General features: G+C 35.2%; 11 protein-coding genes and 1 riboswitch. Of the genes, 9 read left to right on the top strand and 2 right to left on the bottom strand.

The annotated features are described in order from the left end of the window. The first annotated feature begins 112 nt into the window (after positions 1–112). The 4 genes from PHE88_07750 to PHE88_07735 all read left to right on the top strand — a co-directional run bounded on the left by PHE88_07750 (position 113) and on the right by PHE88_07735 (position 8,297). Entirely contained in the window at positions 113–2,779 is a 2,667-nt protein-coding gene (locus tag PHE88_07750; GenBank protein ID MDD5687706.1) for an Ig-like domain-containing protein, read from the top strand. A gap of 104 nt (positions 2,780–2,883) precedes the next feature. Further along, complete coding sequence (locus tag PHE88_07745; GenBank protein ID MDD5687705.1) at positions 2,884–4,791, top strand: PorV/PorQ family protein; 1,908 nt, start codon at positions 2,884–2,886, stop codon at positions 4,789–4,791. 114 nt (positions 4,792–4,905) lie between these two features. Beyond that, entirely contained in the window at positions 4,906–6,354 is a 1,449-nt protein-coding gene (locus PHE88_07740) for an ATP-binding protein (GenBank protein MDD5687704.1), read from the top strand. Positions 6,355–6,365: 11 nt separating this feature from the next. Then, entirely contained in the window at positions 6,366–8,297 is a 1,932-nt protein-coding gene (locus tag PHE88_07735; GenBank protein MDD5687703.1) for a response regulator, read from the top strand. A 126-nt stretch (positions 8,298–8,423) separates the two neighbouring features. On the opposite strand, the gene PHE88_07730 is transcribed toward PHE88_07735, so the two are convergent. Together PHE88_07730 and PHE88_07725 are read right to left on the bottom strand one after the other, a co-directional pair. Continuing rightward, on the bottom strand, positions 8,424–9,437 hold the full coding sequence (locus PHE88_07730; protein MDD5687702.1) for a PorV/PorQ family protein: 1,014 nt from the start codon (positions 9,435–9,437) through the stop codon (positions 8,424–8,426). A gap of 226 nt (positions 9,438–9,663) precedes the next feature. After that, a complete protein-coding gene (locus PHE88_07725) occupies positions 9,664–14,427 on the bottom strand; it encodes a T9SS type A sorting domain-containing protein (GenBank protein ID MDD5687701.1) in 4,764 nt (1,587 codons plus the stop codon). Between the two features lie 130 nt (positions 14,428–14,557). Next, positions 14,558–14,637: riboswitch (cyclic di-GMP riboswitch) on the bottom strand. Between the two features lie 225 nt (positions 14,638–14,862). Between PHE88_07725 and PHE88_07720 the strand changes: the two genes are divergently transcribed. The 5 genes from PHE88_07720 to PHE88_07700 all read left to right on the top strand — a co-directional run bounded on the left by PHE88_07720 (position 14,863) and on the right by PHE88_07700 (position 18,584). Continuing rightward, on the top strand, positions 14,863–15,765 hold the full coding sequence (locus tag PHE88_07720; GenBank protein MDD5687700.1) for a hypothetical protein: 903 nt from the start codon (positions 14,863–14,865) through the stop codon (positions 15,763–15,765). A 20-nt stretch (positions 15,766–15,785) separates the two neighbouring features. After that, complete coding sequence (locus tag PHE88_07715; protein MDD5687699.1) at positions 15,786–16,391, top strand: HAD family phosphatase; 606 nt, start codon at positions 15,786–15,788, stop codon at positions 16,389–16,391. A gap of 91 nt (positions 16,392–16,482) precedes the next feature. Further along, positions 16,483–16,863 carry a PilZ domain-containing protein gene (locus PHE88_07710; GenBank protein ID MDD5687698.1) on the top strand — a complete coding sequence of 127 codons (381 nt, stop codon included), beginning with the start codon at positions 16,483–16,485 and terminating at the stop codon, positions 16,861–16,863. A 35-nt stretch (positions 16,864–16,898) separates the two neighbouring features. Then, the gene (locus PHE88_07705; protein MDD5687697.1) at positions 16,899–17,378 is read left to right on the top strand and encodes a prepilin-type N-terminal cleavage/methylation domain-containing protein; all 480 of its coding nucleotides are present in this window, start codon (positions 16,899–16,901) and stop codon (positions 17,376–17,378) included. A gap of 27 nt (positions 17,379–17,405) precedes the next feature. After that, on the top strand, positions 17,406–18,584 hold the full coding sequence (locus tag PHE88_07700; protein ID MDD5687696.1) for a hypothetical protein: 1,179 nt from the start codon (positions 17,406–17,408) through the stop codon (positions 18,582–18,584). The last annotated feature ends 348 nt before the right edge of the window (positions 18,585–18,932 follow it).

Genomic DNA, 18,932 nt, shown 5'->3' with positions numbered 1-18,932 from the left:
AATTCTGTACGATTCTAGTTATAAATGTGTATTTTTACAATGAAAAATGACTTGACAATGACTAAAATAGATTGTATGCTTATATTTATTTAGTAAATAAGTGATTATTGAAATGAAAAGAAAAATTATAATTAGTATCTTTAATGTTCCGGTTTTCATACTATTCTTTTGCTTTTTTACCTGCAATTTACATGCTCTGCCGGATTTAACAATATCCGATATAACTTTCAATGATAACACACCTTCAAATAATCAGGTACTCACAATTTCCGCCACGGTTAGAAATATTGACCAGAATTATTCCAACCAGGTAGTTCTCACACCGGCGACATCTTCTTATCAGGCATGGACCTCAAGCGGCACGACAGCGTTATCTTCTTCTGTATGGTATGCAAATTGTTTTGTTTTACCATATAACATGTATTTAGGAAAAGCAGAAATCATAATTAGAAATCTTACTGGTATAACAACAAATTATATAAATGTGACAATACGTCAAAACAATGTATATTTTGGTGCTTTAGTACCCAGTGGTGCATTAGTCCCTGTAGTAGGTACTTCCAATCCTTTGAACAATCCTACGACATATCAGCATTGGCAGGAATTTGTTTTTGATTCGCCTCCATATTTAAGTGCCTCGACGACGTACTGGTTATGCATAGAAAGTACTTCTACAGTATCATATGGAATAGGACTAAAAAGCGGTGTGGCAATAGATAAGGTAGGAGGAAGTATAGATATGGGGCTTAGTTGGGCTTCAACTACAAGCGTTTCAGGAATCAATGAGATTTACTATAAATTATATCAATGCACTCAAACTATTGTTAGTTTTTATGATGGAAATCCAACTGGTGGAGGAATATTTATAAGTTCAAATGTATTTGAAAAACCGCTGCTTAGTGAAGAATCAGTTGTTGTCTCAACCACTTGGACAGCAACAGCCGGTAGTCATAATATTTATTCTGTTGTGGATTATCCCAATTTAGTAAGTGAGTCAGATGAAACTAATAATTCACTATCTGGAAATTTAAATGTTGCGGCAGTACCTTCAATAGTTACATTTTCTCCGCCTGATAACGCGTCTAATGTCCATATAAGCACGTCAATCTATGTATATTTTAGTGAAAATATGGAAAAAACAACTACAGAGGGAGCAATATCTGTAAAAGCAATAAGAAACAATGAGGGTATTGTAGTAGATACAGGGGTAGCAGGAATCGCGGAGTATACAAGTAGCGATAAGAAGCTGTCTTTCACCTCAAATCTTTTAAAGAATAATTATACTTATGAAGTTGCCATATCAACCATCGCAAATGATATATACGGTAACTATTTGCAAAGTTCAATGACATGGACATTCAGTACTTTTACAAGTTCACCTGTGATAGTTTCATTTTTTCCACCTGATAACGCGTCTGATGTCAATGTAAGCACATCAATATATGTGTATTTTAGTGATGATATGGAAGAGATAACTACAGAAGGTGCTATATCCGTAAAAGCAATAAGAAACAATGAGGGTATAGTAGTTGATACAGCGGTAGCAGGAACTGTTGAGTATACAAGTAGTGATAAAAAGTTATCTTTTACGTCAAACCTTTTAAAAAGTAATTATACTTATGAAGTTACTATATCAACCATTGCTTATGACGTGTATGGCAAGCGATTAAGTGATTCGAAGACATGGACTTTTAGTACTTTTAGAAGTTTACCTGCAATAGTATCAGTTTTCCCTTCTGATAAAGCGTTGGGAGTAGATATAATCAAATCAATATATGTCCATTTCAGTGAGGATATGGAAAAAACAACTACAGAAGGCGCTATATCTGTAAAAGCAATAAGAAACAGTGAAAGTAGCGATGTTGATTTAGCAGTTACAGGGACGGCAGAATATGTAAGTAGTGAGAAGAAGTTATCCTTTACATCAAGTCTTTTAAAGAATAATTATATTTATGAAGTTACTATAACAACCACCGCATATGACATATATGGCAAGAGATTGAGTGACTCAAAAACCTGGACGTTCAGTACTATTTTGGATAATAGAGCTTCAAATATTGTTAAAGACCCGGTAAATCCTGAATTATTCAGCGTGACTATTTCACCGGGAGCGTTTCCTGAAAAAGTATATGTTATAGGAAGTACGGCGACAACTAAGATTTCGCTGGTTGAACGGGCAAATGCTAAACTCCCAAGTTTTAATGACCCATTTTATTCTTTTATACAAGGAACAGTGCGTGAATTTACTGCCTATAACGTTTCCGGTAATTTTGTGACTAATAATTTTTCTTCAGATGTAACAGTTACTATTCCTTACACTGAAACAAATGGAATTGTAACCGGCATGTCTTTCCCGGTAAGAGAGAATATGCTTGCAATTTATTATTTAAATGAAAATGATAATCTTTGGGTAAAATTACCGGATTATATTGTAGATGCAGCCAATAATAAAGTTACAGCAAATGTCCCGCATTTCTCTACTTTCGCATTGATGGGAACAAATACAACCGACCTTTCTAATGCTTATGCATATCCGGTCCCGTTCAGGGTGGGTACGGATACCGCGATAACATTCACGAATATATCGTCTTATGCGACAATAAAAATTTTCACGATAAGCGGGGAATTAGTCAAACAAATTGAACACACTGACGGCAACCCGCTTGAAAGGTGGGATGTCCGGACTGACGATGGCAATGTTTTAGCGAGTGGTGTATACATTTATCACATAAAAAACGAAAGAGAAAAGAAGTTCGGGAAAATAGTAGTGATAAAATAAGAGACAACTAAAAGATTGAAGGGTGTAGGCAGAGCAAGCTCTGCCACTACAATGTTGGTGTAGTTGCCGACCTTGGTCGGCACTGTTTTGTGAATATTGATAACATGAAATTGAAAAAAACATATTATAATCATAATATCCTTTGTTTGTTGTTTGTTATCTACTTCCTACTTCCTACTTCCTACTTCCTATACGGGGAGCCCGGAACGACTGCGTTTAATTTTCTTAAAATTGCAACAGGTGTTCGTGGCGCCGGTATGGGTGAAGCGTTTACTGCTGTTGCAGACGATATGAACGCAATTTATTGGAATCCCGCAGGGCTTTCACAGGTAAAATATAAAGGGGTAAGTGCAGAATATCTTAAATGGTTCCAGGATATCGATTACCAGACGGTATCTTTTGTGCTGCCGCTTAATATCGGTACTTTCGCAGGGAGTTTATATAATTTATCTTTTGGTAAAATTGAGGGATATAATGCCGGGGGTGTTCCTACTGATAAAATAAGTACGTTTGACCGGGCTTTTATTGTTTCATACTCAAATATCTTATATCAAAAACTATCCGCCGGTGCAAACATCAAAGTAATTCAGGAAAAACTGGATGATGACGAAACTATATGTTTAGCCGGTGATGTTGGATTGCTTTTTAAAGCAGAAAAACCGGCACCTGTTAATTTAGCGGTTGCAGTACAGAACATAGGGAATTCAGTCACAGAAGACCCATTACCGCTCAATATTAAGTTAGGTGCCAGTTCTAAATTTCTTAACGATGATTTAACATTTGACGTGGACTATAATATTCCAAAAGACAGGGTTGGTTATTTTAATGTAGGTACTGAATACCAGTTTCTTGATTTGCTTATGTTAAGGGTCGGGTATAAATTCAGGGATATAAACGGAATCCGTTTCGGGTTCGGGGTAGGGAACGAAAAAATATCTTTTGACTATGCTTTTGCCCCTTACGGGCTTCTTGGCGATACTCATCATTTCGGTATGAATATTTATTTTGGAAAAAGTCACGAGCTTGATGTAATAAATGAGAAAATTGAAAAATATCTGAAAAAAGGGAAAAGATATTTTGAAAAGAAGGACTTGATAGAAGCGCAGGAAGAATTTAAAAATGTTTTGGTTTATGACCCGACCAATCAGGAAGCCAAAGATTATCTGGATAAAATCACGGTTCATATAAGTGAAGCAAATATTGAAAAACACCTGGTTTCCGGAAAGAAATATCTTGAAAAGAACGATTTTTTAAAAGCAGAACAAGAGTTTACAAGTGTCTTATTGGTGGATAAAGAAAATGTTCAGGCAAAAAAATATCTGGCTGAAGTTCAGGAAGGGCTTCTTAAAGAAAAAAAACAAAGATTAGAGATATTGTTTAACCAGGGGCTTGAATTTTATAATAGAGACGAATTTGAAGATGCAATAAGTATCTGGGAAAAAGTTATATTGCTTGACCCGGAACATGCGTCAAGTAAAGAATATATTGTTAAAGCGAAAATAGATATTGAAAAGAGGGAAAGAAGGAAACTCGATGAACGGTATAAGATTCTTTATGAAAAGGCGTTGGAATTTTATAATAAAGGTAATTATAAAAAAGCACTGGGATTGTTTACTGAAATATCTCAAAAATCGGATGGAACTTTGAAAGTAGATGACTATTTAACCAAGACAAAAGAAAAGGTTGCTAATATGTATTTAAAAGAAGGGCAGAAACTTTTTGAAAACGGTTTTTATAAAGAAGCGATAACTGTTTTGAATAAATCATTGGAATGTGTGCCGGATTATAAGGAAGCTCTGGATTATATAAAGAAATGCCAAGAAAAAGTTAATGAAGAATTTGAAAAAAATAAAGTTTTGGCGGACGAATACAATAACAAAGGTTTGATAGAATACAATCAAGGAAACCTGAAAGAGGCGATTAAATTCTGGGAAGACGCGCTAAAATTAAATCCCGGACATGAATCTGCCGCCAAAAACCTGGAAAGAGCAAAAAAAGAATTGAAAAAATAAAGTAAAGCGTAGCAAAGCGAAGTTTAATGAAAGCCCCTCACCTCTTTCCTCTCCCCTAAGGGGAGAGGATGAAAGGTGAGGGGAATATTATAAAGCTTTTTGTGGACAAGTCCAATGAAATTAAGAACAAAATTTAGTTTATCAGCAGTTTTATTAGTGCTTTTAATTGTTTCAGGGATAAGTATTTTTCTTTTCATTGCTGAGGAACAGCATTTAATAAAAGAAATGAAACAAAGTAAAGTTACTATGGTTAAAAGTTTCGCTCAAGTCTGTAAAGAGTCATTGATTATAAAAGACGAGATACTGCTTTTGAATTATCTTAAGATGATTAAGGAAACAAAAGGAGTAGTTTATGCGATGCTGGTTGATAATAACAATAAAATACTTGCACACACGGATTTAAAACTCTTAGGTAAGACATATAGTGCCACAAGCGGTTTACACGCTCGTGGTAAAGATGAAAAAGACGAAAAAATTCAGGATATGTCCGAACCGGTAAATGTTGATGATAAGATTATCGGTATAGCAAAAGTGGGTTTTTCCCGCGGAATTATAGATGATGAAATTAAAAAAGTTTTAATCCAAACCCGTGACAGGATTTTTGGGATAGCTATTATAGCATTGGTTGTCGGGGTTATTTGCGGGTTGATACTTGCCGGTATGATGACAGGTCCGATAAAAAAAATATCTGATGGGGCGGAACTGATAGGTCAGGGTAAGCTGGACCAGGTTATTTTTGTTAACAGTAAAGATGAATTAGGCACTCTTGCAAAACAGTTTAACAGAATGGCAGAAAAACTGAAAGAACTTGACCAGATGAAAAATGATTTTGTATCAAGCGTAACTCACGAATTGCGTTCTCCGCTGACATCTTTGGGTATGTATATTAATCTTTTCTTTAAGGGAGCTGCAGGAACACTTACGGATAAACAGAAAGAATTCTTAAATATTATGAGCCAGAATACAGCCCGTCTTTCACGTTTTATTGATGATTTATTGGATGTTGCTAAAATTGAAAGAGGGAAAATGGAAATAAACAAGGAATCCTGTGAATTGCTACCAATAATACAGCAGATTGTCCAGCTTTTCGAGCCGCAATTCAATGATAAAAAAATAGAACTGCAATTGGATATTTCAAAAGGTTTGCCGCATATTTTTGCCGATGCCGAGAGAACCAGACAAATAATTACAAATCTCTTAAGCAACGCAATAAAATTCACCCCGGAAGGCGGAAAGGTAAAAATAACAACAAAAGATGTCCGAAGTCCAATGTCCAATGTCCAAAGTAGTTCGACCTCGGACCTCGGACCTCGGACCTCGGACTTTATTTATGTTTCCGTTACCGATACCGGTGTTGGGATTCCTCAGGATGACTTAAATAGAATTTTTAATAAATTTGAACAGGTACGGGGAATAAAGGAAAAAATCAAAGGTCAAAAAGGAACGGGACTTGGACTATCAATTGTAAAAGGGATTGTAGAAGCACAGGGTGGCAAAATACGGGTTGAAAGCGAACTCGGCAAAGGTTCTACATTCACTTTTACAATACCAATAGCTAAATAGGAAGGAGTTCTATGAGTAATGAACTGATATTAGTTGCTGATGATGACCAGAATATAAGAAATGCTTGTGCAGAATCTATGAAAATGGAAGGTTACAAAGTGCTAACAGCGGCATCAGGTGAAGAAGCATTGGGGATTATTAAAAAAACTTTTTGTAACATTGTTCTTTCTGATTTGAAAATGCCCGGTATGGATGGAATGGCGTTATTAAAACAGATAAAAAAAATGTCTCCTGCAACAGAAGTAATTTTGTTTACTTCATATGGTACAGTTGAAACTGCTGTGGAAGCGATGAAAATAGGCGCCTATGATTTTGTTACAAAGCCGATTGATTTAGCCGAACTGGATTTAATGATTATACGGTGCCTGGAAAAACAGCGGCTGCTTGTTGAGGTCGGTGAATTTAAGGAACTGGTGAATCTTTACGAGGCAAGCAGGGCGATGAGTTCGGTTATGAAACTCCCGCAATTATTGGATTTTATAGTAAAACTTGCCTGCGAGGCTTTAATAGCAGACGGCGGTTCTATTATGTTGCTTAATAAAGAAACAAATGAATTAGAAGTAAAAGCATCTACAGGACTTAGGGGAGATTTGGTTTTAGATAAGAAAATTAAACTTGGTGAAAGAGTAGCAGGTTATGTAGCTTTAGAAAATCAGCCGGTTTTAATAGATGGGGATATCAAAAACGATACACGTTTTACCGGTTTAGAAGGTTTCGACGGTATAAAATCAGGATTGAGTGCGCCACTAACAAGAAAAAATCAGGTTATAGGCGTTATCAATCTAAATCGAATGGATGCAGAAAAAAAATTTACTAAACGTGACCTTAACCTTTTATCTATTTTCACGTCTCAGGCTGCAATCGCTATCGAAAATACTATTTTATTTTCTGCTTTAGAAGGGGAAAAGGAAAAAATCCAGGCTGTATTTTCAGGCATGCGTGACGGTGCGATTCTTACAGACAATAAATTTAGAATAATTATGCTTAACCAGTCAGCAGAAACTTTACTTAATCTTAAAAAAGAAAACTGCATATCACTGTCTGCCGGGCGGCCGGGGAAAAATTTATTTGAATGTATTCCCGATATTAAGCCGTCGGTGAAAATTGACGAAAATATTGTTGATTTTGATTTAACAAGGGAAAAAGGCAAATTACTCACCCTTTCTGTTTTAATGACAAAAATTCTGGATGAGAATAAAAACATTACAGGATATATTTTTGTTTTGCGTGATGTTACTAATGAAAGAAAAGAAGAAAAGATAAAAAGGAATTTTATTGATTTCATATCCCATAAACTAAGGACACCTTTAACCGGTATTACGGGTTATTTTTCGATTTTACAGAAGCAGGAAACGTTTAAAAAGTTGAACGCAGCTGAGAAAAAAGCATTTGAAATCATAGAAAAAGAAGCGCAAGAACTTTCCGGTTTAATAGACAAACTACTCAGGTTCAGTTCAGTTGAAACAGATTCTTTAGGATTAAATAGAGAGAAAATAAATTTAACAGAACTTATAAAAGAGTGCATAAAAAATATTCCTGTAACTCCAGGCAGCGGTATTTCTATAAATGTTTCCCCGATGTTTGGGTCATTACCGCCTGTTAGCGGAGATAAAACAAGAATTATGCAGGTTTTTCAAAATCTAATAACCAATGGCATAAAGTTTAACGAGAATAGTGAAAAAAACATAGAAATTTCCGGGATGCGTATGGGTGAGTTTATCCAGATTTGCGTAGTTGATAACGGCGACGGCATCCCTTCCGAAGAAATCCCTAAATTATTCCAGAAATTTTATCAAATAGAGGAATCTTTTACAGGTCAGGTTGAAGGCGCCGGTTTGGGATTAGCACTTGTTAAAAGAATAGTCGGTGAACACGGCGGAAAAGTCTGGGCGGAAAGCGAAGTAGGAAAAGGCAGCCGATTTTATTTTACCCTGGCAATATGATATAACCAGTATTTATTTTCAATAGGAAAACCCTCTTTTTGTCATTCCGAACTTGTTTCGGAATCTTGTGTTTTGTAAATGTTTAATCTGTGTAATCTCACTTTTATTCTGCGTAATCTGCGTAACCTAAAACCTAACAATTAACGAAATCCTATTGTCCCGTGTCCATCCTACAAGCTCACTAACCGGTACGTTACTATAATCCAACTGGAATCCTTTTACATTAATTCCAAACCCGTATGTTATACCTTTTATATTCCCTTCTTTAGTAAGATATCCAAACCTTATAAAAACCGGTTCTCTAAGTTTGTATTCCGTACCAAACCCAAATCCTAATTTTTCATCCAATATTTTGTTAACTTCACTCAAAACAATTATAGCATTTTCATTGTTCGGGTGGAACTCGTATGCAAAACCAAGTCTTGTTGTTTGCGGGAGGTTATCTTTTTTTGTTTCACCGCTCATTTGTATTTTGTTTCCCAAGTTTGACATTGAAAACCCCAAATTTAATTTTTCATCTTTTTCAGCAATAAAATCCGGGTTCAGTTGATATATAAAACCGAAATCACCTGCATACGCGGTTCCTTTCGTATCAAATATAGGGCTGCTTTCTTTCCGGTGAATTATTTTAAATCCTATTCCTGCTGAAAGGTTATTTATAATATCTCTTCCGTATGATAATGTAAAAGCCACATCCAGCCATCTTAATTGTCCTTCCGTCTCCTCGCTTGTTGTTGTTATGGGAACAGATTCAGGAATAAAGAGTGTACTACCAACTCCAAAATTCCCAAATTTTTTATTCGGGTATGCAAAACCTAAAAACCCGAAAGTAGCGTCCATAACCGTCTGGCTGTGAGCAGCTACCAATTCCATTTTTTCTATTTTAGCCAGACCGGCAGGATTCCAGTAAATTGCTGTTACATCAGAAGATAAAGCAGCCCCACATTCTCCTAACGCCGATGGTCTCGCTCCAATCCCAAGCTTAAGAAAATCAGCCCCCGTATTAACTGCATAAAGGGAGGAACAGGAAGCAAGAAATAAGAAGCAAGAAGCAAGAAGCAAGAAATCAGAAATAAGGAAAGAACGAAATATATAATAATTAGAATGCAAGTTATTTATTTTTTGTTTTTTTAATTTCATTTTATCGATTTTTATAAATTATATCGTTATAAACAAAGTTTTTCATTTGTCATTGCGAAAGAGTTCCGATATATCGGAACGACTGAAGCAATCTCATTATAAAATAATATTACGCTACTGTCAAATGTTTAAAAGGAATTGTTAGAAAGTATCAGGAAAATCAAAAAATAAAGCAGAGTAAGACTCTGCCGCTACATTGATTCACAGACTTAGGACACCTTTATTCCTACTTCAACACGACCATTTTTTTGGTGTTAACGAAACTTCCTGCTATTATCTGGTAGTAGTAAATTCCCCTGGACAGCTGTGCTCCGCCGTCATAGTAAACCGAATATTTTCCGGCAGTTTTAAATTCATCTACTATTGTTGCAACAAGTTCCCCGACAACATTGTAGAGCTTTAATGATACATGACAATCACGTTCTATGGAATAGTTTATTGTTGTCGCTGGATTAAATGGGTTCGGATAGTTTTGACCCAGTTGCGATTTAAGAGGTGCTAAAGTTTTTATTATAACAGGTGCCATGATTTGAAATGTTGACAATTTTGTCGTTTTAGCGCTGATGTTTTTCTGGCTAACATTTACTTCGCAGTTAGCAAGCGGTTGCCATTTAGATTCTTTTTCATCATAATAAAAGATTTTCAAATCTTTTTCATTCGTATCATTTAAAACAACATCGTTATAGGATAAGGTTATTACGGCCTCTTTAGTAAGTTCAATTTTTTCACTCGGTTCGAAAGTTCTGGAAATAGGTTTAAGGTTCTGGGGTATAGGTTTTGCTTCAGCATTTTCTTTCATTGTTATTTCGCTGTTTAAGCCGGCAGGAAGGACTATATTCCCGCCGCTAAATACTACTATTTTTTCTTTAGAAGATTCTTTTCCATACACAACTACTAACACATAATCTGATATTATATCTTCATTAAATTTTACCAAAATCGATATTTCTTTATTTTGATTTCTATCTTCTGTTACGCCACCTGTAATATCCCATCCCATTCCGGGTTTTAGCATATACTTATTATGAAATACATATTTATTCTGGAATGAATTGTGATAGTAAACCTCCGGGGTTTCTTTCTTATCTTTAAGTCCAAGCCAGAGAACTGCTTCTAATATATTGGATGTTTCCGGTAATTTTTGTGCTAAAACAAAATGAATTTCTTTTTCTTTTAAAGTAACAGTTACGCTTTTTTCTGAAACAACAGGTGTGTTAGGTTTTTCCGGTTCAGTTATGTTAACGATTTTTTTAGGTTCTTCAATTACTTTGTATTCTGCTGGTTTTTCAGATACATTAGGTTTTTCCGGTTCGTTCTTATCTTTCTCAGGTATGGATACTTCCACGATTTTTTTAGGTTCTTCAAGTTCTTTTGGTTCAACAGGTTTTTCAGATACTTTTTCTTCAACAATTTTAGGTAGTTCGGGTTCAAATACGTTAATGATTTTTTTAGGTTCTTCAAATCCTTTAGGTTCTTTAGGTTCCACAGGTTTTTCGGATACTTTAGGTTCTTCAGAAGCCTTAGATTTTTCCGGTTCGGTTATGTCAACGATTTTTTTAGGTTCTTCAAATCCTTTGGGTTCTTTAGGCTTCTCAAATTCTTTTAGTTTCTTGTGGTTTTTTACTTCTACCGGGTTTTCAATTTTTTCCGGTTCAGTTACTTCTACGGTTTTTTTAGATTCTTCTGATTCTTTTGGGCCCTTACCGGGTTCAATTACTCTTATAGTATCACTTGCAATAAGTTTTTTCCCGTCAACAAGCGAACCTGTAAGTGTCAGGGTAACATCTTCACCGGTACAAAGTATCTTTTGCGCTTCCTCTCTTGAAAACTTGACCATTAGATCAGGTATTCCATCGGAATCGTGATCACCGGTAGATGTTGATTTTTGTTCTGCGGAAATTTTATCATTCAACAGTAAGGAAGAGATGTTAATGTTTTGTACATTATATCTTATCGGTAATTCTATATATGCTGTTATCCAGTTACCTTTACTTTTAAGATTTAAGGTGTTTGGATTAATGTCTATTGTTGCCGCTATTATTGTTTCAAGAGTAATAGTGTCACTAAATTGTGCTATATTTCCGGATTTATCTTTTACTTCGTAGTATACAGTTTTCAATCCGTCACCTGATGTTAATTTCCAAATTTTAGTCGCAGAAGCTAATTCCCAAACAGTCCATACATCTCCATCATTGCCATATCGGACCATATCAACACCGGAGCCGTTATCAGAATATGTCAGGGAAAGAGTAACATCAACTGAATCAGTATACTCGGGATTGCTATTGTTGATAACTATTGACCCTGCCGGTAAAGAAGTATCGAGACTAATTGTGTCAGTAAATTGTGCAACGTTACCTGCCTTATCTTTTACTTCATAATATACAGTTTTAACGCCATCGCCTGTTACCAGTTTCCAATTTTTAGTAGCAAAAGGCGATTCCCATGATGTCCAGATAGAATTATCATTACTATATCTAACTGTATCAATATCAGAGTCAGTATCTGAATAAGTTAAACATAGTGTAACATCTATTGAATTAGTGTATTCAGGATTGCTATTATTAATTACAATTGACCCTGATGGCGGTGTTGTATCAAGAGAGATAGTATCACTGAATTGAGTTACATTTCCTGCTTTATCTTTGATTTCATAATATACTGTTTTAATGTCGTTATCTGATGTTAGTTTCCAGATTTTAGTAGCAGAAGGTAATTCCCAAGGAGTCCATACATCGCTATCATTGCCATATCGGACCATATCAACACCTGAACCGCTGTCCGAGTTTGTCAGGTAAAGTGTAACGTCTATTGAGTTTGTATATTCAGGATTTCCACTATTAATTACTATTGAACCTGCAGGTAAAATAGTGTCAAGACTGATAGTATCATTTACTAACGTTTCCAGTTCTTGGCCATTCTTAAATTTTACATTGACAGTTTTTATTCCGTCTTCTGATGTTAAGTTCCAATTTTTAGATATAGCATAAGGTTCCCAAGTGGCTGGTTCTGTATTTCCGGTATTCCATATTTTCATACCTGTAATACCTGATTCATTATCAACTGCGGAAAGTGTCAATATTATTGATATTGTATTTGTATAAGCTGCGTTATTATTTATTAAAACAGAAGCAATCGGAGGTGTAGTATCCGGTACTTTAAACGTGATTGTATCAGTAAGTTGGGTTACATTTCCTGCTTTATCTTTTATATGGTAGTATACAGTTTTAACACCTTCACCTGATGTTAACTGCCAGATTTTAGTAGCAGAAGGTAACTCCCAGGAAGTCCAGACATCCCCGCTATTGCCATATCTCACCATATCAACACCGGAACCGTTATCCGAGTATGTAAGGTAAAGAGTAACATTTACTGAATCAGTGTTATCAGGGTTATTATTATTTATAGCTATTGAACCTGCCGGTAAAATAGTGTCAAGAGTGATAGTATCATTTGCTAATGTTTCCAGTTCTTGGCCGTTCTTAAGTTTTACATTGACAGTTTTTATTCCATTTTCTGATGTCAAGCTCCAATTTTTAGATGTAGCATAAGGTTCCCAAGTGGCTGGTTCTGTATTTCCGGTATTCCATATTTTCATACCGGTAATACCGGTTTCGGGGTCAGCAGCAGAAATTGTTAGCGTTACTGATAGAGTATTTGTATAATCAGCGTTATTATTTATTAAAACAGAAGCAATCGGCGGTGTAGTATCCGGTGCTTTGAAAATAATAGTATCAGTCAATTGAGTTATATTTCCTGCTTTATCTTTTACCTGGTAGTATACAGTTTTAACACCTTCACCTGATGCTAATTGCCAGCTTTTTGTAGCGGAAGGTAACTCCCATGGAGTCCAAAAATCTCCGCTATTGCCATATCTGACCATATCGACTCCGGAGCTGTTATCAGAATATGTCAAACAAAGCGTAACATTAATAGAGTTTGTATATTCAGGATTTCCACTATTAATTACAATTGAGCCCGCTGGCAAAGAAGTATCAAGACTGATAGTATCATTTGCTAACGTTTCCAATCCTTGGCCGTTCTTAAATTTTACATTGATAGTTTTTATTCCGTCTTCTGATGTCAAGTTCCAATTTTTAGATATAGCATAAGGTTCCCAAGCGGCTGGTTCTGTATTTCCAGTATTCCATATTTTCATACCTGTAATACCTGATTCAGGGTCAGAAGCAGAAATTGTTATAGTTACAGGTATAGAATTTGTATAAGCTGCGTTATTATTTATTAAAATAGAAGCAATCGGCGGGGTAGTATCCGGTATAAATGTTTTAAGAATAATAGTATCAGTAAATTGAGTTACATTACCTGCGTTATCCTTTACTTCGTAATATACAGTTTTAACACCGTCGCCAGATACCAATTGCCAGTTTTTAACAGCAGAAGCTGATTCCCATGATGTCCAGATAGAATTATCATTACTGTACCTGACCATATCAATACCGGAACCGTTATCTGAATATGTCAGGTAAAGAGTAACATTTACCGAATCAGTATTATCAGGATTATTATTATTTATAGTAATTGAACCTGTAGGTAAAGTAGCGTCAATTGTTATTGTATCGTTAAATTGTGCTACGTTCCCTGCTTTATCTTTTACTTCGTAATATACAGTTTTAAGACTGTCACCTGATACCAATTGCCAGATTTTAGTAGCAGAAGGCGATTCCCAAGAGGTCCAGACAGAATTATCATTACTATACCTGACCGTATCAACACCGGAGCCGGCATCGGAGTAAGTTAAGCAGAGTGTAACATTTATTGAATTGACATAAAGAGGATTTCCATTATTAACAATTATTGAACCTGTTGGCGGTGTTGTATCGGGTACTGGTGGAGTGTCGTCTACTGGAGTTATTATGGGATCTGGTTCCGGTTCGATTATGATGTACCCCTCATCTTCGCTGTATAGATAGCACATACCTAACAAGAGGAGTATAAATAGTATAAAATATAGTTTTTTTTCGGTTTTCATTTTAGTTCACCAGAAAACGAAAACCGGTATGCTGATAAAGACGAAACCAGAACCTTGAAAAAGGCTCTAAATCCCGTGCTTTTCGGCAACCGGCAGCTCATCTGAGTTTGATACAAAATCTCTCGGAAACTTCGACAGCCCACTACTCAAATAATGAGTTCTTGGCTTTGCGTCTGCTGATTGTTACATCAGCATTTGCCCTTATCGTTCTTCCTACTAAAAGTATAACGTAAAATCAGTATTTTGTCAAGTACTATTTATAAACTGCAAATTTATTGTTTTTTAACCAAAAAAAGGTATAATTATCTTGATTAATAATAGGATTTAACATAATTGGGATGCTATCAAAAAATAGATAAAAAGCATTTTTTGATTGTTTCATCACACTTGTCACATTAAACATTACTCAATCTTTTTGAGGGGAGGGGTATTTTTATGAAAATTCAGGAAAAAGAAATAAACGGGTTTAATATGAAGGTTTTTAATCTTAATGGCATTATAATTGGTGTTACAACTGATATAGGTCCGAGAATATTATATCTTGCGAGTTCCAAAAAACCGGATTTTAACCTTCTTGGTGTACTGCCAGACGGGGGTGTTGAAACATCGGAAGGTTTTTGGAGGATTATTGGAGGTCACCGGCTTTGGAGTTCGCCTGAAGCTATGCCACGTTCATATTCGCAAGATAACGAGCCGATAACTATAGATATTGAAGCAGATACTGTTAGAATGTACGGGAATCCGGAGACTGCAAATTCAATACAAAAAGAGATTATAATAAAGCCGTTTGGGAAGAAAAGCATACAAGTTATTCATAAAATAAAAAATATAGGCAGATGGCCTGTAGAATTGGGTTGTTGGGCAATTTCTATAATGAGAAAGCATGGTTTTGCAATTATACCTGTTAAACCGCCAAAAGTGGATAAAATAGGGCTTCTTCCTGACAGGCATATAACGCTTTGGCCTTATACTAATTTATCGGATAAAAGAATAATTTTTGGTAACGAATATATATTCATTAAGCAGGACACCAAAGCAAAGGGTCCGATTAAAATTGGTACTATGGTAAATCCAAATTGGACCGCATACTGGGTAGAAGGTTTGTTGTTTGTGAAAAAATTTAGCGAAGAAAAGAGCAAATATCCTGATTTTGGGTGCAGCGTTGAAATATATACTAACTCAAATATGCTGGAACTTGAAACAGTCGGACCGTTAAAACTAATAAATCCTTCCGAATCTGTCCAGCATACGGAAATATGGGATATTTTTAGTGTGGGGAATCTTAATCCGAACGCGGATGAAGTGGAAAAGAAAATATGCAGTAAGATTAGTTTTTAAAACTATACTTCATAGCAAATATGATTAAAGCGATAATATTTGATTTCGGGAAAGTAATATGCACTTTTGATAATAGAATATTTTACAAGAGTGTTTCGGAATATTCAGGTAAAACAAAAAATGAATTATATGTTATATTTCATAAAGCCCATAATATATTTATTAAATATGAAACCGGCTTGATAACTTCCGATGAATTTTTTAAAATAATCGTAAAATTGGCAGACTTGAAAATAACAAAACAGCAGTTTATAAAGTGCTTTGCCGATATCTTTACTCCAATACCTGCCACTTTTAGAATTATAAAAAAACTTAAAAAAAACTATAAACTTGGGATACTATCAAATACAAGTGAATGGCACTTTGAATATGGAATAAAAAAAATAAAAATATTTAAAATGTTTAATGCTGTTAGTTTATCATATAAGGTTAAGGTAATGAAACCCGGCAAGAAGATATATTTAGACGCTCTAAATAAATTAAAAGTAAAACCGTCCGAATGTATTTTTATTGATGATATTAAAGAAAATGTAACAGGTGCTGAAAAAATAGGAATTACAGGAATACAATATACGACATCTAATAACTTGATATCTTCACTGAAGAAATTAAATGTCGTGATTTAATAAAAACTAAAAGAAACAGGCGATGTTCAAAATCTTGTAATTTTATAAAATAATTGTAAAATTATCCGTGTATACTTAAAGAAAGGGCAAAATGATTAAATCATTGTTAAAAAAAATATTTGATTATTTATTATTAGGTAATGTCGGACCTCACAGAGGGAATAAGCGTATTTCTACCAAGATAGTTGTTTCTATGGTTTCCAGCAGGGACCAGTTTAATATTGATGAGTATGTTTCTGCGGCGATGTTAAACATATCAATAGACGGTATTTGTATTGAATCTCAAAAGCCTTTTATTTTAGGTGAGAGTATTTTCATTAATATATCTTTACCAAGCGGGCAGCAGTTTCAGGTATCAGGCACTATTATCCGTATTGAAGATTTGCAGTGTTCATATTTATATGGTGTAATAATTCCTCCTTTATACGAGAATACGATGAAGCAGTTAATATATTTTTTCAGATTAAAATAGTAATAAACCGAACTGATAGTCGAAGGTGAAAAACTATGAAAAATAAAGGTTTTACATTAATTGAACTGATGATTGTTGTTGCAGTTATAGGGATATTGGCAGCAATTGCAATTCCTAAATTTGGAAACCTTTTAAGAACTGCCAAAGAAGGAGCAACAAAAGGATCGCTTGGTTCTATCAGGAGCGCGATTACCATTTATTACGGCGAGATGGAAGGAGAATATCCTGTTGCTGTAAAAGCAGACGGTTCTTCCCCGGTAAATAATGAAAGTATATCAACGTTTGATAGTGCACCTATGATAACAAAATATATTGATAAATGCCCGTCAGTCAGACTTGGCAGACCCGGACTTATTGATAGTAACGAGTGCATATATTGTTTATCTCTTGGAGCGCTTACTGTTGTTGCAGGTCAATCGGGTAAATGGTGGTATCGCGGCCAACAAGTTGGAGATTTGTTAATAGCAGCAAGTGATTTCAAGGATATAAGAGGTAATTATATCACCAATTGGTAATATAATTTGGAACAAATCTTGACAAAGATGACATATAAAGAAAAAATGTTACTGGCTATAAAGGGTGAATCTTTAGGTAAGATTCCGTATGCACCACGTCTTGATTTATGGTACAATGCCAATAAAAGAGCAGGAACGTTACCTGTTAAATACAGGAATGCAACTTTGGTAGAAATTACAGATGAATTGAATATCGGATATCATGCAATAATACCCAATTTCAAGGATTTACGTAACCAGGATGAAGATATTCACCGTGCTTTTGGGATTTATAATTTATGGACTATGCCGTATAAAACACAGATTGAAAATACAAAAATTACAGTAAATTATAGTGGTGAAGAAACCATTGTAGAATATCATACACCGGCAGGAAATATAAGGACAAAGGTCCTATATGATGAAGGCATGAAAAAGGCAGGGATTACAATAACACATGTTACCGAATATGCGATAAAAAGTCATGAAGATTTTAAAGCAATAGGATATATTTTTGATAATGCGGTAGTTGTCCCTAATTACGAGGGTTATAGTGAGTTTGCCGGTAAAATCGGAGGGCGGGGAATATCAGCCGGTTTTATAAGTCTGTCAGGTTCCCCAATGCATCTGTTACAGCGGGAACTGATGCCCATGGACTTGTTTTTTTATGAATTACATGACCATCCTGATGAAATCAAGCAATGTGCAGATAGTATCGGGAAATATTTTGATAAGGTGTTTGATGTCTCAGCGGAATGTCCGGCAGAAGTTTTATTGTTCGGGGCAAACTATGATTCCAGGGTGACATATCCTCCGTTCTTCACAGAATATATCGAGCCGTGGCTAAAAAAATATGCAGGAATATTACATAGTAAAAAAAAGTTTCTTATAACCCATACTGACGGGGAAAATACCGGCCTTTTGGATAATTATATAAATAGTGAAATTGATATAGCAGATTCGATCTGTCCTGCTCCTATGACAAAGCTTACTTTCAGACAGGTAAGAGACTATTTTAACGGCAGGATAACGATAATGGGTGGAATTCCGTCGGTATGTCTATTAAAAAATTCCATGACAGATAACGAATTTGAAAAATATCTTGATAATTTCTTTACAGAAATAGGTTCTAAGAATCATTTGATTCTTGGTATATCGGACACAACTCCTCCCGATGCGGTATTTGAAAGAATTATAAAAATCGGGGAATATATCCAGGCGTTGTAATTTCTCAATTGCAGCTGTCGTGTCAGTAACTCGCGTTAAGTCTGTTTTTATGGTTTAAAGCCATAGTAAACAATATAGCCGGTTACAAAACTAAAGGTTAAGAATATAGGTTGTTGTTGAAGTCAAAATCAGATTACTATTGGTGTCATTGCGAACCGAAGGTGAAGCAATCTCGTAGTTTTTAAATAGAGATTGCCACGCCCGCCACAAAACCGTTGGCGGGCTCGCAATGGGCTTAATAGTATTTTTGTGTTGTTTTTTTAACCCTTAAAATATTGTATAATCGTCTGAAAAAGTAAAAAATAGACTTTACAATATCAAAGGGGTTTAATAATGAACAAAAAAACA

Source organism: Elusimicrobiota bacterium (assembly GCA_028718185.1).
Taxonomy (GTDB): Bacteria; Elusimicrobiota; UBA8919; order UBA8919; family UBA8919; genus JAQUMH01.
The sequence above is the reverse complement of the archived record's forward strand: the minus strand, read 5'-3'. Positions and strand labels throughout refer to the sequence as shown.

What these genes read in the sequence shown, in the direction of transcription:
- PHE88_07750 (MDD5687706.1), top strand. Translation starts at nt 113, where the DNA reads ATGAAAAGAAAAATTATAATTAGTATCTTTAATGTTCCGGTTTTCATA.
- PHE88_07745 (MDD5687705.1), top strand. Translation starts at nt 2,884, where the DNA reads ATGAAATTGAAAAAAACATATTATAATCATAATATCCTTTGTTTGTTG.
- PHE88_07740 (MDD5687704.1), top strand. Translation starts at nt 4,906, where the DNA reads ATGAAATTAAGAACAAAATTTAGTTTATCAGCAGTTTTATTAGTGCTT.
- PHE88_07735 (MDD5687703.1), top strand. Translation starts at nt 6,366, where the DNA reads ATGAGTAATGAACTGATATTAGTTGCTGATGATGACCAGAATATAAGA.
- PHE88_07730 (MDD5687702.1), bottom strand. Translation starts at nt 9,437, where the DNA reads ATGAAATTAAAAAAACAAAAAATAAATAACTTGCATTCTAATTATTAT.
- PHE88_07725 (MDD5687701.1), bottom strand. Translation starts at nt 14,427, where the DNA reads ATGAAAACCGAAAAAAAACTATATTTTATACTATTTATACTCCTCTTG.
- PHE88_07720 (MDD5687700.1), top strand. Translation starts at nt 14,863, where the DNA reads ATGAAAATTCAGGAAAAAGAAATAAACGGGTTTAATATGAAGGTTTTT.
- PHE88_07715 (MDD5687699.1), top strand. Translation starts at nt 15,786, where the DNA reads ATGATTAAAGCGATAATATTTGATTTCGGGAAAGTAATATGCACTTTT.
- PHE88_07710 (MDD5687698.1), top strand. Translation starts at nt 16,483, where the DNA reads ATGATTAAATCATTGTTAAAAAAAATATTTGATTATTTATTATTAGGT.
- PHE88_07705 (MDD5687697.1), top strand. Translation starts at nt 16,899, where the DNA reads ATGAAAAATAAAGGTTTTACATTAATTGAACTGATGATTGTTGTTGCA.
- PHE88_07700 (MDD5687696.1), top strand. Translation starts at nt 17,406, where the DNA reads ATGACATATAAAGAAAAAATGTTACTGGCTATAAAGGGTGAATCTTTA.